General features: G+C 69.2%; 22 protein-coding genes. 21 read left to right on the top strand and 1 reads right to left on the bottom strand.

Annotated elements, in window-relative coordinates:
* Positions 1-20 precede the first annotated feature (20 nt).
* Positions 21-209 (top strand): hypothetical protein, encoded by a 189-nt coding sequence (locus NQV17_RS20845; RefSeq protein WP_257773690.1) that lies wholly within the window; start codon positions 21-23, stop codon positions 207-209.
* 89 nt (positions 210-298) lie between these two features.
* On the opposite strand, the gene NQV17_RS20840 is transcribed toward NQV17_RS20845, so the two are convergent.
* The gene (locus tag NQV17_RS20840) at positions 299-649 is read right to left on the bottom strand and encodes a VOC family protein (protein WP_124484670.1); all 351 of its coding nucleotides are present in this window, start codon (positions 647-649) and stop codon (positions 299-301) included.
* 260 nt (positions 650-909) lie between these two features.
* Between NQV17_RS20840 and NQV17_RS20835 the strand changes: the two genes are divergently transcribed.
* The 20 genes from NQV17_RS20835 (at position 910) to NQV17_RS20740 (ending at position 21,253) form a co-directional block, all read left to right on the top strand.
* Positions 910-2,049 (top strand): LLM class flavin-dependent oxidoreductase, encoded by a 1,140-nt coding sequence (locus tag NQV17_RS20835; protein WP_044845714.1) that lies wholly within the window; start codon positions 910-912, stop codon positions 2,047-2,049.
* A gap of 176 nt (positions 2,050-2,225) precedes the next feature.
* Positions 2,226-3,419 carry an acyl-CoA dehydrogenase family protein gene (locus tag NQV17_RS20830; protein WP_257773689.1) on the top strand — a complete coding sequence of 398 codons (1,194 nt, stop codon included), beginning with the start codon at positions 2,226-2,228 and terminating at the stop codon, positions 3,417-3,419.
* A gap of 10 nt (positions 3,420-3,429) precedes the next feature.
* Positions 3,430-5,190 carry an FAD-dependent oxidoreductase gene (locus NQV17_RS20825; RefSeq protein ID WP_257773688.1) on the top strand — a complete coding sequence of 587 codons (1,761 nt, stop codon included), beginning with the start codon at positions 3,430-3,432 and terminating at the stop codon, positions 5,188-5,190.
* Complete coding sequence (locus NQV17_RS20820; RefSeq protein WP_044845681.1) at positions 5,187-5,705, top strand: flavin reductase family protein; 519 nt, start codon at positions 5,187-5,189, stop codon at positions 5,703-5,705. The genes NQV17_RS20825 and NQV17_RS20820 overlap by 4 nt, the downstream gene beginning before the upstream one ends.
* Before the next feature lie 39 nt (positions 5,706-5,744).
* Positions 5,745-5,966, top strand: a complete 222-nt coding sequence (locus NQV17_RS20815) for a hypothetical protein (RefSeq protein ID WP_257773687.1) — start codon at positions 5,745-5,747, stop codon at positions 5,964-5,966.
* Positions 5,967-5,976: 10 nt separating this feature from the next.
* Positions 5,977-7,044 carry a ferredoxin--NADP reductase gene (locus NQV17_RS20810; protein ID WP_257773686.1) on the top strand — a complete coding sequence of 356 codons (1,068 nt, stop codon included), beginning with the start codon at positions 5,977-5,979 and terminating at the stop codon, positions 7,042-7,044.
* Positions 7,045-7,090: 46 nt separating this feature from the next.
* Positions 7,091-8,677: a FadD3 family acyl-CoA ligase gene (locus tag NQV17_RS20805; protein ID WP_308236640.1), complete on the top strand. Its 1,587-nt coding sequence runs from the start codon at positions 7,091-7,093 to the stop codon at positions 8,675-8,677.
* Between the two features lie 37 nt (positions 8,678-8,714).
* Positions 8,715-9,488 (top strand): SDR family NAD(P)-dependent oxidoreductase, encoded by a 774-nt coding sequence (locus NQV17_RS20800; protein ID WP_257773684.1) that lies wholly within the window; start codon positions 8,715-8,717, stop codon positions 9,486-9,488.
* An 815-nt stretch (positions 9,489-10,303) separates the two neighbouring features.
* Positions 10,304-10,951 carry a hypothetical protein gene (locus tag NQV17_RS20795; protein ID WP_235879363.1) on the top strand — a complete coding sequence of 216 codons (648 nt, stop codon included), beginning with the start codon at positions 10,304-10,306 and terminating at the stop codon, positions 10,949-10,951.
* A 530-nt stretch (positions 10,952-11,481) separates the two neighbouring features.
* Positions 11,482-11,718: a DNA-binding protein gene (locus NQV17_RS20790; protein ID WP_014899176.1), complete on the top strand. Its 237-nt coding sequence runs from the start codon at positions 11,482-11,484 to the stop codon at positions 11,716-11,718.
* Positions 11,705-12,121: a type II toxin-antitoxin system VapC family toxin gene (locus NQV17_RS20785; RefSeq protein WP_257773763.1), complete on the top strand. Its 417-nt coding sequence runs from the start codon at positions 11,705-11,707 to the stop codon at positions 12,119-12,121. Before NQV17_RS20790 ends, NQV17_RS20785 begins: the two co-directional genes overlap by 14 nt.
* Positions 12,122-12,370: 249 nt before the next feature.
* Positions 12,371-13,267: a VOC family protein gene (locus tag NQV17_RS20780; RefSeq protein ID WP_257773682.1), complete on the top strand. Its 897-nt coding sequence runs from the start codon at positions 12,371-12,373 to the stop codon at positions 13,265-13,267.
* A 9-nt stretch (positions 13,268-13,276) separates the two neighbouring features.
* Positions 13,277-14,170 (top strand): CoA transferase subunit A, encoded by an 894-nt coding sequence (locus NQV17_RS20775; protein WP_124521988.1) that lies wholly within the window; start codon positions 13,277-13,279, stop codon positions 14,168-14,170.
* Positions 14,171-14,180: 10 nt separating this feature from the next.
* A complete protein-coding gene (locus tag NQV17_RS20770) occupies positions 14,181-14,978 on the top strand; it encodes a CoA-transferase subunit beta (protein WP_124484681.1) in 798 nt (265 codons plus the stop codon).
* An 8-nt stretch (positions 14,979-14,986) separates the two neighbouring features.
* A complete protein-coding gene (locus NQV17_RS20765) occupies positions 14,987-15,913 on the top strand; it encodes an enoyl-CoA hydratase (RefSeq protein ID WP_257773681.1) in 927 nt (308 codons plus the stop codon).
* The gene (locus NQV17_RS20760; protein ID WP_257773680.1) at positions 15,910-16,998 is read left to right on the top strand and encodes a nitronate monooxygenase family protein; all 1,089 of its coding nucleotides are present in this window, start codon (positions 15,910-15,912) and stop codon (positions 16,996-16,998) included. The genes NQV17_RS20765 and NQV17_RS20760 overlap by 4 nt, the downstream gene beginning before the upstream one ends.
* Positions 16,999-17,023: 25 nt before the next feature.
* A complete protein-coding gene (locus tag NQV17_RS20755; RefSeq protein WP_257773679.1) occupies positions 17,024-17,833 on the top strand; it encodes an enoyl-CoA hydratase family protein in 810 nt (269 codons plus the stop codon).
* Positions 17,830-18,999: an acyl-CoA dehydrogenase family protein gene (locus tag NQV17_RS20750; RefSeq protein ID WP_044845670.1), complete on the top strand. Its 1,170-nt coding sequence runs from the start codon at positions 17,830-17,832 to the stop codon at positions 18,997-18,999. Before NQV17_RS20755 ends, NQV17_RS20750 begins: the two co-directional genes overlap by 4 nt.
* Positions 19,000-19,034: 35 nt before the next feature.
* Positions 19,035-20,105, top strand: a complete 1,071-nt coding sequence (locus NQV17_RS20745; protein WP_257773678.1) for an acyl-CoA dehydrogenase family protein — start codon at positions 19,035-19,037, stop codon at positions 20,103-20,105.
* Complete coding sequence (locus tag NQV17_RS20740) at positions 20,102-21,253, top strand: acetyl-CoA C-acetyltransferase (RefSeq protein WP_257773677.1); 1,152 nt, start codon at positions 20,102-20,104, stop codon at positions 21,251-21,253. The genes NQV17_RS20745 and NQV17_RS20740 overlap by 4 nt, the downstream gene beginning before the upstream one ends.
* Positions 21,254-21,268: the final 15 nt, after the last annotated feature.

Below are 21,268 nucleotides of genomic sequence, written 5' to 3'. Positions count from 1 at the left end.
GGCCGGTCTACGAGCACTCGATGGTACCGATTCCGCTGGTCATCGGGAAGATGCCTCGATGCGCTGAACGGCGACCGGCCGCCCGCGCTGCCCGACGTCGAATCCATCCGCTCGCCGCGAAGCGGCTCAACCAGCCGGCGGGCACGCTGCTGAAGCTGCTGGAAACCAGCGACCTGCGCGCGCCCGGCGCGGTCGATCAAAGCGGGTAGCGCACGTTGTTACCGGACGGCGACGCTTCGCGCGGCATCCGGCCGGGTCCCCGCCGGCCGGTCCGCGCGCCACGCACCGCGTCGCCGTGTCATGCCGCGCGTTTCTGCGAAAGCACCAGCAGCGCGCCGTTCCTGTCCTCCAGCACCGCGCGGTATTCGTGCGGGCCGGCCTGCACCGGCACGCGCACCGACGCACCGGCTTTCACGACCCGCGCCATCGCCGCGTACAGGTCGTCATCCTCATCGACCCGCAGCGTGAGCGCCGCGCGCTCGACGATCTGCTCGTCGCCGGCGACCAGCGCGATCGTCAGCGGGCCGCCGTCGAGCGCGCAATAGCGGTCGCCGTCGCGGAACTTCACGTTCAGGCCCAGTCCGTCGACGAACAGCGGCAGCGCCGTGTCGATGTCGTCGACCGGGTACAGCAGCATCGATACCTTCATTCCCTCTCTCCCTTGTCGTGATGTGTCCGGCGCGCACCGCACCGTCGTTCGATGCTAGCGCGCGGTGCCGGCCGCGACGCAGTCCGATCGGACGACGGTGAAACCCCTCTGTCCCCGCATGCGTGCCGTTACTCCAAACAGACGATGCCCGGGCGGGCCCGCGCGCCGACACTCCCATCCGTGGACCGTCGCTATTCGTCCGTATCGTGCGGGCGGCCTGCGCGACCCCGACTCGTCCAACATACATGGAGACGCACGCAATGAAGTTTTCCCTCATCTACGAAGCCCAGACCACCGACGCATCGCGCGAGGGCGACCACCGGGTGTTCAAGGAGACGGTCGAACAGGCGCTGCTGGCCGAGCAGGTCGGTTTCGACACGATCTGGTGCGTGGAGCACACGTCGCTGACCAACTATGCGCACATGAGCGCGCCGGAAACCTTCCTTGCGTACCTGGCCGGCCGCACGACGCGCATCGGCCTCGGTCACGGCGTCGTGTGCCTGCCGCCGGCGATGAACCATCCGATCAAGGTCGCCGAGCGCGTCGCGCTGCTCGACATCCTGTCGGGCGGCCGCGTGCATTTCGGCGTCGGCAAGGGCGGCAGCCAGCAGGAAGCCGGCGCGTTCGGCTACGACCTCAACGAACTGCAGCCGATGATCGACGAGTCGATGTACCTGGTGCCGAAGATGTTCGTGCAGGACGAGATCGAGCACGACGGCAAGTACATCAAGATTCCGAAGCGTCCGATCCACCCGAAGCCGTTCCAGGATCCGCATCCGCCGATGTACCTCGCCTGCACGAACACCGACGCGCTGCTGCGCGCCGGCCAGCGCGGAATGGGCGCGCTGGTGCTCGGCTTCGGCGGCCCCGATGAGGTCGCGAAGAAGAACGCGATCTATCGCGAAGCGTGGGCGAACCGCAAGCCGGAAGACCAGGTCGGCTTCCGCCCGACCCAGCACCTCGCGGCGCTGTGCCCGACGGTCGTGATGGCCGACGGCCAGAAGGCCCGCAAGATCGGCATCCGTGGCCAGCGCTACTTCATGGAATCGCTTGCGTACTGGTACACGGGCGGCGAGCGTCCGGACCCGGCGAAGTGGGGCGACGACCTCGTGCAGGCCGATACCGGCGAGATGGTGATCCGCTCGCGCTTCGCGTCGGAGGAAGTCGTCGTGAACTTCGCCGATCCGGCGCTCGCGATGATGAACCCGAACCATGCGTACGGCACGGTGGACGACTGCATCGGCTACGTTGGCCGCCTGCAGGAAGCGGGCGTCGACGAAGTGCTGTTCCTGTGCCAGATGGGCACGGTGCCGCACGACGCGCAGATGGAGACGATCCGCAACATCGGCGAGCACGTGATCCCGTTCTTCAACAAGGAGCAGGAGCGCGCCTGCGCATAAGGCGACGCGTGTCGCGCCACGCCGTGCCCGTCGTCCCTTCGGACGATGCGGCGCGGCCGCGCGAAGCCGACCATCGGCAGCAGGAACCCTCGCTCGCGGCGCCGCCCGCGACGAATCACATAGAGAGAGAACGGGGTGGGCGCCGCCGCGCGCGCTCCGTATCACAGGAGACATTCGTGCATCGCGACAACGATTCGAACGCACTGGCCGCCACGCTGATCGCCCGCGCCGAGGCGCTCGCGCCGACGCTGGCCGGCCGCGCCGCGCAGGCGGACGCGCTGGGCCGCATCCCGGCCGAGACGATCGCCGACATGCAGGCCGCCGGCTTCTTCAAGGTGCTGCAGCCGAAACGCTATGGTGGCTACGAGCTCGATCCGCAAACCTTCTTCGACATCCAGATGGCGCTCGCGCGCGGCTGCATGTCGACTGCGTGGGTGTACGGCGTCGTCGGCGTGCACAACTGGCAGCTCGCGCTGTTCGACGAGCGTGCGCAGCAGGACGTATGGGGCAAGGATCCCGCGACGCTGATCGCGTCGACCTACATGCCGGTCGGCCGCGTGACGCCGGTGGACGGCGGCTTCCGCCTGTCCGGCCACTGGAAGTTCTCGAGCGGCAGCGAACTGTGCGAATGGGTGTTCCTCGGCGCGCTGGTGCCGCCGGCCGAGGCCGGCCAGCCGCCGGAATACCGCACGTTCCTGCTGCCGAAATCCGACTACCGGATCCAGCAGGACTGGGACGTGCTCGGCCTGCGCGCGACCGGCAGCCACGACATCGTCGTCGACGACGTGTTCGTGCCTGCGTACCGCACGCACAAGGCGATCGACGGAATGATGGGCACGAGCCCGGGCCTGGCCGTCAACGACGCGCCGCTGTTCAGGCTGCCGTTCGCGCAGATCTTCGTGCGTGCGGTGTGCACGTCGTGCATCGGCGCGCTGCAGGGCGCGCTCGACGATTTCACCGGCTATGCGGCCACGCGCGTGTCGGCCAACAGCGGCGCGAAGACGACCGACGATCCGGGCGCGCAGAACGCGTGCGCGAACGCGGCCGTCGCGATCGACGAGATGAAGGTGCTGCTCAAGCGCAATTTCGCGGAACTGATGGCGTCGGTGACGGGCGGCCCGGCCGTGTCGATCGAGCGCCGCGTGCATTTCCGCTACCAGTCAGCGCAGGTCGCCGAGCGTTGCGCGCAGGCCGCGAACGCGCTGCTGCGCTATGCGGGCGGCAACGGCATCTATCACCGCAATCCGCTGGTGCGCCGCTTCCTCGACCTGCACGCGGCCCGCGCGCACTACGCGAACAACGTGGACCGCTTCGGCCAGAACCTCGGCGCCGTGATGCTCGGCCGCGAGAACACGGACTACTTCATCTGACGAGGCCGCGATGAACGACACGCAAGCGCAGCAATACGTGTTCGACGTCGTGGTCGTCGGCTCGGGCGCGGGCGCGCTGCTCGCGGCGTGCCGCGCGGCCGACCGCGGGCTGTCCGTCGTCGTGATCGAGAAGACGGCGCTGTACGGCGGCACGTCGGCGATCTCGGGCGGCGGCATCTGGGTGCCGTGCAACCACCATATCGCGGAACTCGGCGCGACCGACACGCGCGAGGCTGCGCGCCGCTATCTCGACGCGTGCACGGCCGGCGCATCGTCGCGCGAGCGGCTCGACGCGTATCTCGACCAGGCGCCCGAGATGCTGCGTTACCTCGAAACGAAGACGCCGGTGCGCTACCAGGCGCTGCCGAAGTACGCGGACTATTTCCAGAAGCTGCCGGGCGCGATGCCGGGCTATCGCGCGCTCGATCCGCTGCCGTTCGACGGTGGGCTGCTCGGCGACGAACTCGACCGGCTGCGTCCGCCGTCGCCCGGCACGCTGATCGGCGGCCGCGTGGCCGTGACGTCGAAGGAGGCGCACACGCTGTTCTCGCGCGGGCCGGGCTTCATGAGGCTCGCGATCGCGCAGTTCGGCCGCTACTGGCTCGATTTCGGCGTGCGCCGCCGCACGCGGCGCGACCGGCGCCTGACGCTCGGCAACGCGTTGATCGGCGGGCTGCGCCGCGCGCTGCTCGAGCGCAACGTGCCCGTGTGGCTCGACACGCCGATGCGCGACCTGCTCGACGTCGACGGCCGCGTGACTGGCGTGCGCGCGCAGCGCTTCGGGCAGCCGGTGACGATCGCCGCGCGGCGCGGCGTGATCCTCGGCGCGGGCGGCTTCGAGCGCAACCAGCCGATGCGCGAACGCTACCTGCCGCAACCGACGCAGATGCAATGGAGCGCGACGCCGCCTGCCAACACCGGCGACGCGATCGCCGAAGGCCACCGGCTCGGCGGCGCGCTCGCGCTGATGGAACACGTATGGGGCGCGCCTACGGTCGGCGTCGCGGGCGAGGAGAAGCAACGCGCGCTGTTCGTCGAGCGCAACCTGCCCGGCTGCGTGATCGTCAACGGTCTCGGCAAGCGCTTCGTCAACGAAGCCGCGCCGTATTCGGAATTCGTGCCGGCGATGTATCGCGACCATGCGCGCACCGGCGCGTGCGTGCCGGCGTGGATGGTGTTCGACGCGCGCTTTCGCCGCAAGTATCCGTGCGGGCCGATCATGCCGGCGTCGATGATGCCCGATTCCCGCATTCCGGACGCGTTTCGCGACGTGCTCGTGAAGGCCGACACGATCGATGCGCTCGCCGTGCGGATCGGCGTCGATGCGGCCGGGCTGCACGACACGCTGCGCGACATGGCGCGTTACGCGGCAACCGGTATCGACGAAGCGTTCGGCAAGGGCGACAACCTGTTCGACACGTACTACGGCGATCCGAAGAACCGGCCGAATCCGTGCCTCGGGCCGGTCGACGAGGCGCCGTTCTACGCGGTGCGGATCGACGCGGGCGACATCGGCACGAAGGGCGGGCTCGTCACCGACGCGCACGCGCGCGTGCTGCGCGCCGATGGCGCGCCGATCGACGGCCTCTATGCAATCGGCAACACCAGTGCATCGGTGATGGGCGCGAGCTACCCCGGCGCGGGCTCGACGCTCGGTCCGGCGATGACCTTCGGGTTCATCGCCGCCGACCACCTGGCCGCGCAAGCGGCCGACGCCGGCGGCCGGTCATCCCGGCCGTCCACGACTGAACTTGACGGAGTCCAACCATGAGCGATCTCACCACCCATCCGCTGCGCACCGACATGCTGCTCGCGATGCGCCGCCTCGCGCGCTCCGTCACGGTCATCAGCAGCGCGCACGACGGCCGGCGCTACTCGATGTCCGCGACGGCGGTCGATTCGCTGTCGACCGATCCGCCGTCGCTGCTGATCTGCATCAACCGCAATGCGTCGCTGTATCCGCCGCTCGATGCGGGGGCGCCGTTCTGCGTGAACGTGCTGTCGGCACGGCATGAAGGCATCGCGATCGATTGCAGCGGCCGCCTGAAGGGCGAGGCGCGCTTCACGACCGGCGAGTGGCACACGTCGCCGCTGGGTGTGCCGTATCTGCACGATTCGCAGGCGAGCCTCGTGTGCGAGCAGGACGGCCGCTTCGAATACGGCACGCATACGGTGTTCATCGGGCGCATTCGCGAGGTGCTGATGAGCGGTGACGTCGATCCGCTCGTCTATCTCGACGGTGCGTACACGACGCCCGGCGCGCCCGCGGCCCGCGCGGCCGCGTGACGGCGGTGTGCGTTTTACCGCATCGGAACGAGACGATCCATGACACGCAGATTGAACCGCAATATCGAGAATGGTGCGGACACGACGATCGTGCACGAGTTCGTGCAGCTGATCGGCGCGGCGGCAGCGCAGGTGCTGAACGCGTTCGCCGGTGTTGCGCCAGCGCTGGCGCTGGCGTCGAACGACGCGCGGTGCCGTGCGGGAGAAGCCGGCTGGCATACGGCTTCGGCGGGTGCGGCCGGCGCGGCTCGCGCAGCATGAGGAGCCGGCGATGAGCGATCCCCGATTTCACCGGCTGACCGTGGCCGACGTCATCGCCGAAAGCGACGACGCGTGCTCGTTCGTGTTCGACGTGCCCGCTGCGTTGCGCGATGCGTTCGCGTATCGGCCCGGCCAGTTCCTGACGCTGAACGTGCCATGCACGGACGCGACCGTCGCGCGCTGCTACTCGCTGTCGAGCGCGCCGGGCATCGACGCGGCGCCGAAGATCACCGTCAAGCGCGTGCGCGACGGCCGTGCGTCGAACTGGCTGTGCGACCGCATCCGCGCGGGCGATGCGCTCGACGTGCTGCCGCCGGCCGGCGTCTTCACGCCGCGCACGCTCGACGGCGACCTGCTGCTGTTCGCGGGCGGCAGCGGCATCACGCCGGTGCTGTCGATCCTGAAATCGGCGCTCGTGCACGGACGCGGGATGCTGACGCTGATCTATGCGAACCGCGACGAGCGCTCAGTGATCTTCCGCGACGAACTGCGGCAGCTCGCGCACCGCCACCCGGGCCGCCTGCGCGTGATCCACTGGCTCGACAGCGTGCAGGGCGTGCCGCTGCAGCGGCATCTCGAGGAACTCGCGCGGCCGTTCAGCCAGCAGGAGACGTTCATCTGCGGGCCGGCGCTGTTCATGGAGAACGCGCTCGCCGCGATGCTCGGCCTCGGGCTGCCGCGTGCGCGCGTGCATGTCGAGCGCTTCGCGTCGCTGCCCGATGCGCCGGCGCAGGCCGATCCGGCGGCATCGACCGCAACGGCGGCGGCGTCCGGCGATGACGATCGCGACGGCGACGGTGAAGGCGCGGCGATCGAGACGGTGCTCGACGGCGAGGCGTTCGCGTTCGACAGCGCGCCCGGCGAAACGCTGCTCGACGCGATGCTGCGCGCCGGCCTGCCTGCGCCGAATTCCTGCCGGATGGGGCAGTGCGGCGCGTGCATGTGCCGCGTCGAACGCGGCGCGGTGACGCTCGACAGCAACCACGTGCTCGACGACGACGAGATCGCGGCGGGCTGGACGCTCGCCTGCTGCGCGCGGCCCGCGAGCGACGCGCTGCGCGTGGTGTTCCCCGATTGAGCCGCGACGTGTCGATGGCACCGACGGCAACCCTGTTTCGACGCATATGACGATGGACAACGAAATCCTCACCACGCCCGCGCTGATCGCGCGGGCTGCCGCGCGCCACGGCGCGCATCCGGCGATCGAGTCGGAGCACGGCCGGCTGACCTATGCGGAACTCGACGCGGCGCGTCTCGAAGCGGCGCGCGCGCTGCTCGCGAGCGGCATCGACGCCGGCGACCGGGTCGCCGTATGGGCACCGAACCTGCCGCAATGGATTGTCGCGGCGCTGGCGATCCACACCGTCGGCGCGATCCTCGTGCCGGTCAACACGCGGATGAAGGGCATGGAAGTGGGCGGCATCCTGCACGACGGCGGCGCGCGGCTGCTGTTCTGCTGCGGCACCTTCCTCGGCGAATCCTATCCGGCGCTGCTCGCGCCGCACCGGCCCGCGACGCTCGAACGCGTCGTCGTGTTCGACGGCGAGCCGCCGTCCGGCGCGCACGATGAAACCTGGAATGCATTCCTCGCGCGCGGCGCGGCGGTGCCGCTCGCCGCCGTGCGCGAGCGGGAGGCGCAGGTGACGCCGGATACCGTGATGGACCTGATGTTCACGTCCGGCACGACGGGCCGCCCGAAGGGCGTGATGACCGCGCACGGACAGAACCTGCGCGCCGCGCAGGCGTGGGCGACGATCGCCGGCGTGCGCCGCGACGACCGCTACCTGATCGTCAATCCGTTCTTCCATACGTTCGGCTACAAGGCCGGCTGGCTCGCCGCGCTGTCGAGCGGCGCGACCGTGCTGCCGCATCTCGTGTTCCAGCCGGCCGACGTCTTGCGCCGCATCGCCGATGAACGCGTGTCGGTGCTGCCCGGCCCGCCGACGCTGTACTACGCGCTGCTCGATGCGCCCGATCGCGCGACGCGCGACCTGTCGTCGCTGCGGATCGCGGTGACGGGCGCGGCCGCGATCGCGCCGAGCCTGATCGAGCGGATGCGCGCGGAGCTCGGCTTCGAGACCGTGCTGACCGGCTACGGACTGACCGAATCATGCGGGTTCGCGACACTGTGCCGCCACGGCGACGACGCGGAGACGGTCGCCTGTACGTCGGGCCGCCCGATGCCGGGTGTCGAGCTGCGCATCGCGGGGCCGGACGGCGCGGCGCTCGGGCCGGACGAGACCGGCGAGATCTGGGTGCGCGGCTACAACGTGATGCGCGGCTACTTCAACCAGCCGGATGCGACGCGCGAAGCCGTCGACGCGGATGGCTGGCTGCATACCGGCGACCTCGGCTGTGTCGACGCGAACGGCAACCTGAAGATCACCGACCGGATCAAGGACATGTTCATCGTCGGCGGCTTCAACTGCTATCCGGCCGAGATCGAGCGGCTGCTGGCCGCGCATCCGGCGATCGCGCAGGTCGCGCTGGTCGGCGTGCCCGATGCGCGGCTCGGCGAGGTCGGGCATGCGTATGTCGTGTTGCGTCCCGGCGCGCACACCGACGCCGACGCACTGAACGACTGGGCGCGCAGCAACATGGCGAACTACAAGGTGCCGCGGCATTTCACGTTCGTCGAGCAACTGCCGACGAGCGCGGCCGGCAAGGTGCTGAAGTACCGGCTGCGCGCGGGCACCGAAGCAGCGGCCTGAACGCCGGCGCACGGCACGAAATCAACGGGACGAACGCATGAACGACAACGGATTTCCGCGGGGCGCGGTGCTCGTGTTCGGCGGCAGCGGCGGAATCGGGCAGGGCGTCGCGCTCGAATTCGCGCGCGCCGGCGTGCCGGTCGCGCTCGGCTATCGCAGCAAGGCGGAGGTGGCCGAACGCGTCGCGCGCGAGGTGCGCGACGCAGGCGTCGCGGCCACCACGCATCGCGTGGACGTGACCGATCCCGCGCAGATCGATGCGGCGCTCGCGGCCGCGATCGGCGCGCACGGCCGCGTGCACACGATCGTGTGGGCGGCCGGCCCGTTCGTGAACCAGCGTCGTATCGGCGACATGACGCACGACGACTGGCGTCGCGCGATCGAGGTCGAGACGGTCGGCTTCTTCAATGCGGCGAAGGCTGCATTGCCGCATTTCCGTGCGTCGGGCGGCGGGTCGTTCGTCACGCTCGGCTCGGCCGGGCATCTGCGCTGGCCGGATCGCGACGGACTGTCGGTCGCGCCGAAGGCGGCGAACGAGGCGCTGGTGAAGGGGCTCGCGCGCGAGGAAGGCCGTCACGAGATTCGCGCCAACTCGATCCTGGTCGGCGTGATCGAGGCCGGGATGTTTCCGGTGCTGCTCGAACAGGGGCAGTTCGACCAGGCGTGGATCGACGACACGCAGAAGATGCTCGCGCTCAAGCGCTGGGGGAAGGCGCACGATATCGGGCGTGCGGCGGTGTTCCTCGCGTCGGATCGCGCGAACTACATCACGGGGCAGCAGTTGAACGTGTCTGGCGGGTACGGGTTGTAGCGGATGCACAGGGCCCGCTCGGGAGAGCGGGCCCGGCAGACGAACGTTCGGTTGCTTTCGGCGCCGAATCCGCCGTATCGATCCCGGATCTTCGCGCCGCAGGCGCCCGGGAGCGACTGCCCGCATGCATGCGTCGAAGCGCATGAACGGCCGTCTCGGCGGCAACTGGTTGCGCGCGCACCGTCCTCGGTATTCACCCTGACCCGTGCCGCGCGCTTCTCGCATCCTCACCACGCGCGACTCGCGCGAGGTCACGTCGATGAAACATTTTCTGCCATGCGTCGCGTCATACGTGCTTGCACGCCGTTGCGATGCCGCGCGTGCCGACAGCCGCGCATGCTTGCCCGGCGCGCGTCGCGGCACCCGATGCATCGCTCCGCTGCATCGGGCACGGCGCTGAAGCGCCGAAAACAGATGCGTTCCTGAAACATTTCCGTCGATTCTCCCCCGCATCACCGCGGACGTTTGGCCGCGACGCTTGTCCCGTGCCGGTTCGCGCCGCATGGCACATGCCTTGCGGTTAGGCCGGGGCCGCTCGACACAACCGCGACTGATGGCAACGACAAATCGCGGGAGCGGCACGTAACGACATCGAAATATCGGGGATCGGATCGAGCCGCGGGATAGCGGCCCATCGTGCCGGACGCACTGCGTCGTATCGGCGGCACGCACGGGCATCGTACGCTCGATCCGTCAAACAGCAAGCTTGCTTGCAAGATGTCGTGCCGGGGGACCCGCCGCGCGTGGCGACATGCGCTGCACGTGGCGGGTCGGCGCGCCCGGCACATGTCGGGGGGACGCCCGTGAAAATGACAATGAACCAATGGGCAGCGCTGGCGATGGTAGTCACGGCCGGCGCGCACGCGCAGGAAATCTACCTGCAGGGCGGCACGCAGGGCGTCGGCATCGGCGCGGCCGTCAGCTTCAATTCGGTGCTGGGCGCGCACGCGGATTTCAACGCGATCAATCTGACGCATGACTTCACGGTGGCCGGCAACCGCTACCAGGACGACATCAAGTTGCGGCAAGGCGGCCTGTATGCGGACATCTTTCCGTGGCGCGGCAGCGGCTTTCGCGCGACGATCGGATTGCGCTTCAACGACGACGATATCCGCGGCGTGTCGGTGCCCACCGACGGGACCTACGTGTTCGCCGGAAAGCGTTTTCCGGCGCTGCCGGGGATGTACGCGGTCGCGGAGGCACGCTATCCGACCGTGATGCCGTATGTCGGGATCGGCTACGGGCACCGGCCGGCGTCGAAGGGGCTCGGTTTCGTCGCCGACCTGGGCGTCGCGTACGGCATCCCGCGCTGCTCGTACACGCTGTCGCCGCAACTCGCCGCCGCGGCCGGACCGCAGAAGAGCCAGATTCTGACCGCCAGCGGCCTCGACGAACTGAACCGGGTGATGTCGCGGTATCGGTGGTACCCGGTGCTGCAGATCGGGATCTCGTACCGGTTCTGAGCGGGACGCGCGTTATGGCACGGCCGCTCTCCGGCCGTTCGACGCTTCGTGCCGTGGCCGTATCCGCAGACCTTCCCGTTGCCTGTTGCTGGACTGCCGGAACGTCCGGCCGAACCGGCTCGAATCGATCGTCCTGGCAGTCACCTGGACCGTGCCGGCGCAGGCGTTCGTCGCAGTCGTTACCGGCACGATGTCGCCGATCGCGTCCGTGATTCTGGTCGCGGTGCTGGTGATGGTCGTGCGGCGCGCGTCGGATTCGACGCCGCGCCGCGCCGGACATCCCGCACGAGCGCAGATCACCCGTCGATGAATGGCCATTCGGCCGTCTTTTTTCGTCGCCGCGGCTGGATTACCTTGGTCAAAAGCAGTTCGACGCGTCGGGCCGACGGCGGAGCGTGGGTGGCGTCATGCCGCCCGCTGCCGCCGGCCAACGCCGACACCCGGCTTCCATCCGATCACGACGATGATAGCAATGCTTGCAATTCACCGCGTTGGCGCTATCATTGATAGCAATCTGGATGGAGGGACTCATGGCAAATCTTCTGGTGCGTAACGTGGATGACAGTATCGTTCAGAGCCTTCGAGAGCAGGCTGCGGCGAACGGCAGGAGTGCCGAGGCCGAACATCGGGCCATTCTGGCCGATGCGCTCGGCCGGCCGAAGCGAAGGACATTCGCGCAAGTGCTGATGAGCATGCCGGACGTCGGCGAAGACGCGGATTTCCAACGTGTTCAGGATTCCGGCGAGGTCAGGCGTGTTTTTGATTGATACGAACGTCATCAGCGAGATCAGGAAGGGCAAGCGAACCAACCGCGGCGTGCGCGGGTTCTTCATGCAGGCCGAGGCCGACGCGAGCCCGCTTTACCTGTCGATCGTGACGGTGGCCGAACTTCGGCGCGGCGTCGATCTGATCCGCCATCGCGGCGATCATCCGCAGGCGTCGGCGCTCGAGGCATGGATGGCGACGATTCTGTCCGGCTATGCGTCGAACATCCTGCCGGTCGATCTCGAGACCAGCCAGATGTGGGGCCATTTGCGCGTGCCCGATCCGGCCCACGCACTCGACAAACTGATCGCGGCCACCGCGCTGATCAACGATCTCACGGTCGTCACACGCAATGTCGACGATTTCGCCCGCACCGGCGTTCGGCTGCTGAACCCGTTCGAGTGAGCCGGGTTGCCGCGTCGCGGCAGTCCGCCATCGCTTCCCGCCTTCTTCCGTTGCGCGTTCTCCGTCGCGCATCGCCCGCTTGCAGCCCGTATCACCGGGCTTTAGCGCGCGTCCGATTCCCGGTCCTTTCCCGGCCGGCCTCGTCCTAAATGACCCGCCCGCTCTCGTCCCAACAGACGATGTGACGCCATCCCCGACCGGCCAGAATCCTTTCACGAACAACGGATTCTGAACCTGGAGGAGGCCGACATGATCGATGTCCGTGCGCTCGGCTACGTCGTCGTCGAGGCGACCCGCGTCGATGCGTGGCGCCGCTACGCGGAAGACGTGCTGGGCATGCAGGTGCTCGACGCGTCCGACGGCGCGCTGTACCTGAAGATGGACGAGCGCGATTTCCGCTACGTGATCGTCCCCGGCGCGACCGACCGCTATTTCGCGTCGGGCTGGGAACTGCCCGACGGCGCCGCGTTCGACGCCGCGCTCGCGGCATTGCAGCAGGCGGGTGTCGAGGCCATGCGCGCCACGCGCGACGAAGCCGCGCTGCGCCGCGTGCAGGCGATGGCGTGGTGCACCGACCCGTCCGGCAACCGCCACGAGTTGTACTGGGGCGCGCGCTGCGACTTCCGCCGCTTTGTGTCGCCGCTGGGCGTCGCGCGCTTCGTCACCGGCGACATGGGGCTCGGCCACGCGGTGCTGCCCGCGCCGCAGTTCGACGCGACCGACGCGTTCGTGCGCGGCGTGCTCGGCTTCGAGCTGTCCGACATCTACCGCGTGAAGTTCACGCCCGATCCCGCCGAACCCGAGAAGCGCATTCACTTCATGCACTGCCGCAATGCGCGCCATCACAGCCTCGCGCTGTTCGAGATGGCGGTGCCGTCGGGCTGCGTGCACGTGATGGCCGAAGTCGACTCGATGGACGAAGTCGGCCGCGCGCTCGATCGGGTCGCCGCGCACGACGTGAAGATGTCGGCGACGCTCGGCCGCCACTGCAACGACCAGATGATCTCGTTCTACATGAAGACCCCCGGCGGCTTCGATCTCGAATACGGCTTCGGCGGCCTCACGGTCGACTGGTCGAAGCACGCGGTGTTCGAGGCCACCAAGGTGAGCCAGTGGGGCCACGATTTCAGCATCGGATACCGGTAAGCCAGCACGATGACGATGAAACCTCTCGACAAGACGATGTCCGCACGCGACGTGGTCGCGCAACTCGCCGACGGCATGACGATCGGCATCGGCGGATGGGGCCCGCGGCGCAAGCCGATGGCACTGGTGCGCGAGATCGCGCGCTCGAACCTGAAGGACCTGACGATCGTCGCGTACGGCGGCGCCGACATCGGCCTGCTGTGCGCGGCCGGCAAGGTGCGCAAGGCGGTGTTCGGCTTCGTGTCGCTCGACGTGATTCCGCTCGAGCCGCATTTCCGCCGGGCCCGCGAACAGGGCCGCGTCGACGTGCTGGAACTCGACGAAGGGATGCTGCAGCTCGGCCTGCGCGCGGCCGCCGCGCGTCTGCCGTTCCTGCCGACGCGCGCGGGGCTCGGCACCGCGCTGCTCGATCACGCGCCGCAGCTGCGCACGGTGCAATCGCCGTACGACGACGGCGAGACGCTGCTCGCGATGCCGGCGATCGAACTCGACGTCGCGCTGCTGCACGTGAACGCGGCCGACCGGATGGGCAACACGCGCATCGACGGTCCCGATCCGTTCTTCGATGCGTGGATGGCGCGCGCCGCGCAGCGTTGCTACGTGTCGGCGGAAACGGTCGACGCGTCGCTCGCGAGCGACGACCTCGACGCCGCACGCCGCAATCCGTTCGAGCGCTCGCTCGTCACCGGCGTCGTGCATGCGCCGGGCGGCGCGCACCCGACGTCGTGCGGGCCGGACTACGGCTGGGACCTGCCGCACCTGCGCGCGTATTGCGCCAGCGCGGAAGACGATGCGAAGACGGCGGCTTACCTGCGCGACGTGGTCGGCCAGGACGAACGCCAGTACCTCGAAGGCGTCGGCGGGCTGTCGCACGTGACGACGCTGCCGTTGCCGATTCTGTAAAGGAGCGCCTGTGAGCGAATCTCTCGACCATTCCCTCGCGGAACTGATGATCGTCGCGTCCGCGCGACTCTGGCGCGACGACGGCGAAGTGCTGGCGACCGGCATCGGCACGGGCCCGCGGCTCGCGGCCGGCCTCGCGCGGCTCGCGTACAACAGCGGGCTGATGCTGACCGACGGCGAAGCGTATCTCGTCGAGGCGCCGATCCCGCTCGGGCCGCGTCCCGACGGCTATCGCGTGCAGGCGAGCGGCTGGATGACCTACGAGCGCGTGTTCGACTGCCTGTGGCACGGCCGCCGCCACGCGCTGGTGATGCCGACGCAGATCGACCGTTTCGGCCAGGCCAACATCTCGTGGCTCGGCGACGACTACGCGCGTCCGAAGACGCAACTGCTTGGCGCGCGCGGCTTCCCCGGCAACTCGACGAACCACGCGAACTCGTTTTTCGTGAGCGGCCACGGCAAGCGCACGTTCGTCGCAGGCGAAGTCGACATGGTGTGCACGGTCGGCTACAACCCGGCGCGCCGGCTGCCCGGCATGAAGACCTTCGTCGACCTGCGCAGCATCGTCACCGACCTGTGCGTGATGGATTTCGGCGGGCCCGACCACGCGATCCGCGTGCGTTCGCTGCATCCGGGCGTGAGCTTCGACGAAGTGCAGGACGCAACCGGCTTCCCGCTGATCGCGGCGCCCGACCTCGGCACGACGGCCGCGCCGAATGCGGAAGACCTGCGCATCGTGCGTGCGCTCGACCCTCACAACCTGCGCGCGACGATCGTGCGCAACAATCCGGCGCCGCGCCGCGGATGAGGTCCGACATGGAAGCGACCCAGATGACGTTCGGCGACGGTGTCGTCGACTACGCGGTCGAGGACGGCATCGCGACGATCACGATGAACCGTCCCGAGTATCACAACGCGCAGAACTCGAAGATGACGTATGCGCTCGACGCGGCGTTCCGGCGCGCGGCGCACGACGACGCGGTGAAGGCGATCGTGCTCGCGGGCGCCGGCAAGCATTTCTCGGCGGGCCACGACATCGGCACGCCGGGCCGCGACATCCACGAGTCGTTCGACCGCGCGTCGCTGTGGTACGACCACGTCGACAAGGAAGGCGGCGAATTCCTCTATGCGCGCGAACAGGAGGTGTACCTCGGGATGTGCCGGCGCTGGCGCGACCTGCCGAAGCCGACCATCGCGATGGTGCACGGCGCGTGCATCGCGGGCGGGCTGATGCTCGCGTGGGTGTGCGACCTGATCGTCGCGTCGGAGGATGCGTTCTTCGCGGATCCGGTCGTGCGGATGGGGATTCCCGGCGTCGAGTATTTCGCGCATGCGTACGAGCTGAACCCGCGCATCGCGAAGGAGTTCCTGTTCCTCGGCGAGCGGATGCCGGCCGAGCGCGCGTATCAGATGGGCATGGTCAACCGCGTGGTGCCGCGCGAGCGGCTGCGCGATGCAACCTACGCGATCGCGGCGAAGATCGCGACGATGCCGCGCCTCGGCCTCACGCTGACCAAGCAGGCGCTGAACCACGTCGAGGAACTCCAGGGCAAGCGCGCGGCGATGGATGCGGCATTCGCATGGCATCACTTCGCGCATGCGCACAACGAGCTCGTCAGCGGCGACCGCCTCGGCGGCTACGACGCCCGCAAGATGGCCAGCTCGCAGCGCAAGCCGGAACCGGCGGACGACGAAGCGCAGGCCGATGCGGCGCCGGCCGCCGTCAACGGAGCCGCCGCATGAGCACGACGCTGCATACGCCGCTGTGCGACCTGCTCGGCTGCCGCTACCCGATCGTGCAGACCGCGATGGGCTGGGTGGCCGACGCGCGGCTAGTCGCGGCGACCGCCAATGCGGGCGGCTTCGGCTTCCTCGCCGGCGCGACGCTCGAACCCGGGCAGGTCGAGGCCGAGATCCTGAAGGTGAAGTCGCTGACCGACAAGCCGTTCGGCATCAATTTCCACATGTTCCAGAAGAACGCCGCACAGGTGGTCGATCTCGCGATCAAGCACCAGCTGCGTGCGGTCAGTTACGGCCGCGGGCCGGACGCGAAGACGATCCGACGCTTCAAGGACGCCGGCATCGTCTGCATGCCGACCGTCGGCGCGCCGAAGCACGCGTCGAAGGCGGTCGAGCTTGGCGCGGACATCGTGACGGTGCAGGGCGCGGAAGGCGGCGGCCACACGGGGTCGGTGCCGACCACGCTGCTGCTGCCGAAGGTGCTCGACGCGGTGCGGGTGCCGGTCGTCGCGGCCGGCGGATTCTTCGACGGACGCGGGCTGGCGGCCGCGCTCGCGTACGGCGCGGCCGGCATCGCGATGGGCACGCGCTTCCTGATGAGCGCCGAATCGCCGGTGCCGCGCGAAACGCTCGACCGGTACGTCGCGGTCGGCGACCCGGCGCGGATCCGCGTGTCGGACGCGCTCGACGGGCTGCCGCAACGCATGATCGACAACCCGTATCTGCTGAAGCTCGAACGCTTCGGCCCGCTGCGCCGCACGTGGTTCGCGCTGAAGACGGCCGAAGCATGGCGGCGCCAGAACGGGCTGAGCACGGGCGACATGCTCGGCCTCGCGATCAAGGCGCTGCGTTCGCACGACTACACGGCGAGCCAGACGCTGATGGCCGCGAACGCGCCGTTCCTGATCCAGCGCGCGATCGTCGAGGGGCGGCCGGACGAAGGCGTGCTGCCGAGCGGCCAGGCGGCCGCGATGATCGGCGCGATCGAATCGTGCGATGCGCTGATCGAGCGGATCGTCGCGGAAGCCGGCGAGCGGCTCGACGCGCTGGCCGCATTGCGCGGCGCGACCGCGGCACAGGCTGCGTAAAAAACATCACAGGGAGGCTTTGGAGATGACTACATCCAATCAACCGGGCGGCGCGACGCCGTTCCGGATCGAGCGCGCCGACGGCATCGCCGAACTGGTGATCGCCCATCCGCCCGTGAATGCGCTCGATGCGCAGGGCTGGCATGCGCTCGCGCGCGCGCTCGACGCGCTCGGCGAGGACGACGACGTGCGCGTGATCGTCGTGCGCGGCGAAGGCCGCGGTTTCTGCGCGGGCGTCGACATCAAGGAACTCGCCGCGCATCCGGAGCGGATCGTGTCGGTCAACGCCGGCAACTACGAGACGTTCCGCGCGGTGCACCGCAACCCGAAGCCGGTGATCGCGGCCGTGCACGGTTTCGTGCTCGGCGGCGGGATCGGCATCTGCGGTGCGGCGGACATCGTCGTCGCGGCCGACTGCGCGCGCTTCGGCGTGCCGGAGATCGACCGCGGCGCGATGGGCGGCGGCGCGCATCTGCAACGACTGTTCGGTGTGCAGAAGGTGCGCACGATGTACTTCACCGGCGACATGATCGACGCAGCCGAGGCGTACCGGCTCGGCGCGGTCGAGCAGGTCGTGACGCGCGACGCGCTGCGCGATGCGGCGCTTGCGATCGCCCGCAAGATCGCGGAGAAGAGCCCGGCGATGGTGCGGCTCGCGAAGGAGGCGCTGAACGGCGTCGAGGACGGCGATCTCGAGGACAAATACCGCTGGGAGCAGGGCTTCACGCTGCAGGCGTACATGACGAACGACTCGACGGAAGCGCGTGCCGCATTCGTCGAGAAGCGCGACGCGCGGTTCGACGCGCAGGCAGGCGTCGAGGAGGCACGCGCATGAACCTGACCTATACGCCGCAACAGCAGGCGTTCCGCGCGGAAATCCGCGCATGGCTCGCCGCGCACGTGCCGCGCGAGCGGCTGCCGAGCTTCGATACCGAGGAAGGCTTCGCCGCGCACCGCGAATGGGAGCGCACGCTGCACTCGGGCCGCTGGAGCATGGTCACGTGGCCGCGCGAGCTGGGCGGGCGCGGCTGCGACCTGATCGAGTGGCTGATTTTCGAGGAAGAGTACTGGCGCGCCGACGCACCGATGCGCGTGAACCAGAACGGCATCTTCCTGCTCGGCCCGACGCTGATGGACTTCGGCACCGACGCGCAGAAGGCGCGCTTCCTGCCCGCGATGGCGGCCGGCGAGCACGTGTGGGCGCAGGGCTGGTCGGAGCCGAACGCGGGTTCGGACATGGCCGCGATCCGCACGACGGCGATCCGCATCGGCGACGAGTACGTGCTCAACGGCCAGAAAATCTGGTCGACCCGCGCGGTGTGGGCCGACTGGCTGTTCGGCCTGTTCCGCAGCGATCCCGAATCGTCGCGTCACCACGGGCTCACGTTCCTGATGGTGCCGCTGTCCGCGCCGGGCATCACGGTGCGGCCGATCCGGCAGCTCAACGGGCAGACCGGCTTCGCGGAAATCTTCTTCGACGACGTGCGCGTGCCGGTCGAGAACCGCCTCGCGGCCGAAGGCGCGGGCTGGCAGGTCGCGATGGCGACGGCCGGCTTCGAGCGCGGGCTGATGCTGCGTTCGCCCGCGCGGTTCCAGCGCACCGCGCAAGCGTTGCGCGACCTGTATCTCGCGCACCGCGACAGCGCGGATCGCGACCCGACGCTGCGCGAACGCGTGGTCGCCGCATGGATGGACGCGCAGGCGTACGCGCTGTCGACCTATGCGACCGCAAGCCGGCTGCTGAAGGGCGGCCATATCGGCGCCGAATCGAGCACCAACAAGGTGTTCTGGTCCGAGCTCGACCTGCGGATGCACCAGACCGCGCTCGACATTCTCGGCGCGCACGGCGAGGTCGTCCCGCAGACGGCCGCGCAGCACGCGACGCTCGGCCACTGGCTCGACGGCTTCCTGTTCGCGCAGGCCGGCCCGATCTACGCGGGCACCAACGAGATCCAGCGCAACATCGTCGCCGAACGGATGCTCGGCATGCCGCGCGCGTGAGCGCGCCGGCGATTCCCTCACTGAACGGACATCGTATGGATTTCGTATTCGATGAAGACCAGGAAGCGCTCGCGGACAGCGTGAAGCGCCTGCTGATGACCGAGATGACCCCGGAGCTGATCCGCGAGCTGTGGGCCACGCCGACCGGCCGCTCCGACGCGCTGTGGTCGCTGTTCGCGTCGCAGGGGCTGACCGCCGTGTCGGTGCCCGAAGCGCACGGCGGCCTCGGCCTGACCGAAGCGGAATGGGCGCTGCTCGCGCAGACCTACGGCTATTTCGGCAGCCCGGAGCCGCTGCTCGACACGGCGCTGGTATCGGCCGGCGTGCTCGCGCGGCTGCCCGCGAGCGACTGGCGCGACGCGCTGCTGCGCGACATCGCCGAAGGGCGCGCGCGTGTCGCGCTCGTGCATCCGGTGAACCCGTATGCGGCCGACGTGCACGTCGCGCAGGCGCTGCTCTGCGAGCACCGCGGCGAGCTGCACCGCGTCGATCCCGCGCAGTGCGCGTGGCGCGCGGTCGACAGCGTCGACCCGTCGCGGCGCCTGTTCACGCTCGACTGGGAACCGTCGGCTGCCACGCGCATCGCGAGCGCCGATGAAGCCGCGCCGCTGCTCGATCGTGCGCTCGACCACGGCGCGTTCGCGGTGGCCGCGCAATTGCTCGGCCTCACGCAACGCGTGCTCGACGTCGCGATCGACTACAGCGCGCAGCGCAAGCAGTTCGGCAAGGCGATCGGTTCGTACCAGGCGCTCAAGCACCTGCTCGCCGACGTCGCGATCCGCTACGAGTTCGCGCGGCCGGTGGTCGCGCGCGCGGCTCAAGCGATCGCCGACGATCACCCGCAGCGCGCGGTGCTGGTGTCGCACGCGAAGCTCGCGGCGAGCGCCGCCGCGCAGCTGGCCGCGCGCCACACGATGCAGGTGCACGGCGCGATCGGCTACACGTGGGAGCTCGATCTGCAGATCTTCATGAAGCGGATCTGGGCGCTCTCCGGCAGCTGGGGCGACACCGCGTTCCACAAGGCCCGCGTGGCCGACGCGATCCTCGGCGACGCATTGCCGATCGGCCCCGCGCAGACCTTCGACTTCGAGGAAACCAATCAATGAAACAAGCCTATATCGTCGACGCGCTGCGCACGCCGACCGGCCGCCGCAAGGGCGGGCTCGCGCACGTGCACGCGGCGGACCTCGGCGGCTTCGTGCTGAAGACGCTCGTCGCACGCAACGCGATTCCGGCCGACGAATACGACGACGTGGTGTTCGGCTGCGTCGACACGATCGGCCCGCTTGCCGGCAACATCGCGCGCACCTGCTGGCTCGCGGCCGGGCTGCCGCTGCAGGTGCCGGGCGTGACGGTCGACCGCCAGTGCGGCTCGTCGCAGCAGGCCGTGCACTTTGCCGCGCAGGCCGTGATGAGCGGTGTGCAGGACGTGGTGGTTGCGGGCGGCGTGCAGACGATGACGCAGATCCCGATCTCGTCCGCGATGACGAGCGCGGTGCCGCTGGGCTTCAACGACCCGTTCTCGGGCAGCACCGGCTGGCGCGCGCGCTTCGGCGACGCGCCGGTGTCGCAGTTCGTCGCCGCGCAGCGGATCGCCGATCACTGGAACCTGTCGCGCGACGCGATGGAGCGCTATGCGCTGGAGAGCCATCGCCGCGCGGTGGTGGCAATCGAGGCCGGCCATTTCAAGCGGGAAATCGTGCCGCTCGAAGGCGTGCAACACGATGAAACGCCGCGCCCCGACACGTCGCTCGACAAGATGGCGACGCTCGAACCGCTGATGCCGGGCGGCTCGCTGACGGCCGCCGTTGCGAGCCAGACCTGCGATGCGGCCGCGGCGCTCCTGATCGTGTCGGAAGATGCGCTCAAGCGCTACGGCCTCACGCCGCGCGCGCGCATTCATCACCTGAGCGTGCTCGGCGACGATCCGCTGTGGATGCTCACCGCGCCGATTCCGGCGACCAAGGCCGCGCTGAAGAAGAGCGGGCTCGACTGGTCGCAGATCGACGTCGTCGAGATGAACGAGGCGTTCGCGTCGGTCGCGCAGGCCTGGCTTGCCGACACGCGCTTCCCGCACGAGAAGACCAACCCGAACGGCGGCGGCATCGCGCTCGGCCATCCGCTCGGCGCGACCGGCGCGCGGCTGATGACGACGCTGCTGCACGAACTGGAACGCACCGGCGGACGTTACGGGATGCAGACGATGTGTGAAGGCGGTGGTCTCGCGAACGTCACGATCATCGAGCGCCTGTGAGCGCGTCACTTTCAC

This window comes from Burkholderia sp. SCN-KJ (assembly GCF_024656005.1).
In the GTDB taxonomy this organism is placed as follows: domain Bacteria; phylum Pseudomonadota; class Gammaproteobacteria; order Burkholderiales; family Burkholderiaceae; genus Burkholderia.
This window is presented reverse-complemented; position numbering and strand designations above follow the sequence as displayed.

Coding starts and splice junctions, on each gene's coding strand:
- NQV17_RS20845 (WP_257773690.1), top strand. CDS start 21: ATGGTACCGATTCCGCTGGTCATCGGGAAGATGCCTCGATGCGCTGAA.
- NQV17_RS20840 (WP_124484670.1), bottom strand. CDS start 649: ATGAAGGTATCGATGCTGCTGTACCCGGTCGACGACATCGACACGGCG.
- NQV17_RS20835 (WP_044845714.1), top strand. CDS start 910: ATGAAGTTTTCCCTCATCTACGAAGCCCAGACCACCGACGCATCGCGC.
- NQV17_RS20825 (WP_257773688.1), top strand. CDS start 3,430: ATGAACGACACGCAAGCGCAGCAATACGTGTTCGACGTCGTGGTCGTC.
- NQV17_RS20820 (WP_044845681.1), top strand. CDS start 5,187: ATGAGCGATCTCACCACCCATCCGCTGCGCACCGACATGCTGCTCGCG.
- NQV17_RS20815 (WP_257773687.1), top strand. CDS start 5,745: ATGACACGCAGATTGAACCGCAATATCGAGAATGGTGCGGACACGACG.
- NQV17_RS20810 (WP_257773686.1), top strand. CDS start 5,977: ATGAGCGATCCCCGATTTCACCGGCTGACCGTGGCCGACGTCATCGCC.
- NQV17_RS20805 (WP_308236640.1), top strand. CDS start 7,091: ATGACGATGGACAACGAAATCCTCACCACGCCCGCGCTGATCGCGCGG.
- NQV17_RS20800 (WP_257773684.1), top strand. CDS start 8,715: ATGAACGACAACGGATTTCCGCGGGGCGCGGTGCTCGTGTTCGGCGGC.
- NQV17_RS20795 (WP_235879363.1), top strand. CDS start 10,304: ATGAACCAATGGGCAGCGCTGGCGATGGTAGTCACGGCCGGCGCGCAC.
- NQV17_RS20790 (WP_014899176.1), top strand. CDS start 11,482: ATGGCAAATCTTCTGGTGCGTAACGTGGATGACAGTATCGTTCAGAGC.
- NQV17_RS20780 (WP_257773682.1), top strand. CDS start 12,371: ATGATCGATGTCCGTGCGCTCGGCTACGTCGTCGTCGAGGCGACCCGC.
- NQV17_RS20775 (WP_124521988.1), top strand. CDS start 13,277: ATGACGATGAAACCTCTCGACAAGACGATGTCCGCACGCGACGTGGTC.
- NQV17_RS20765 (WP_257773681.1), top strand. CDS start 14,987: ATGGAAGCGACCCAGATGACGTTCGGCGACGGTGTCGTCGACTACGCG.
- NQV17_RS20760 (WP_257773680.1), top strand. CDS start 15,910: ATGAGCACGACGCTGCATACGCCGCTGTGCGACCTGCTCGGCTGCCGC.
- NQV17_RS20755 (WP_257773679.1), top strand. CDS start 17,024: ATGACTACATCCAATCAACCGGGCGGCGCGACGCCGTTCCGGATCGAG.
- NQV17_RS20750 (WP_044845670.1), top strand. CDS start 17,830: ATGAACCTGACCTATACGCCGCAACAGCAGGCGTTCCGCGCGGAAATC.
- NQV17_RS20745 (WP_257773678.1), top strand. CDS start 19,035: ATGGATTTCGTATTCGATGAAGACCAGGAAGCGCTCGCGGACAGCGTG.
- NQV17_RS20740 (WP_257773677.1), top strand. CDS start 20,102: ATGAAACAAGCCTATATCGTCGACGCGCTGCGCACGCCGACCGGCCGC.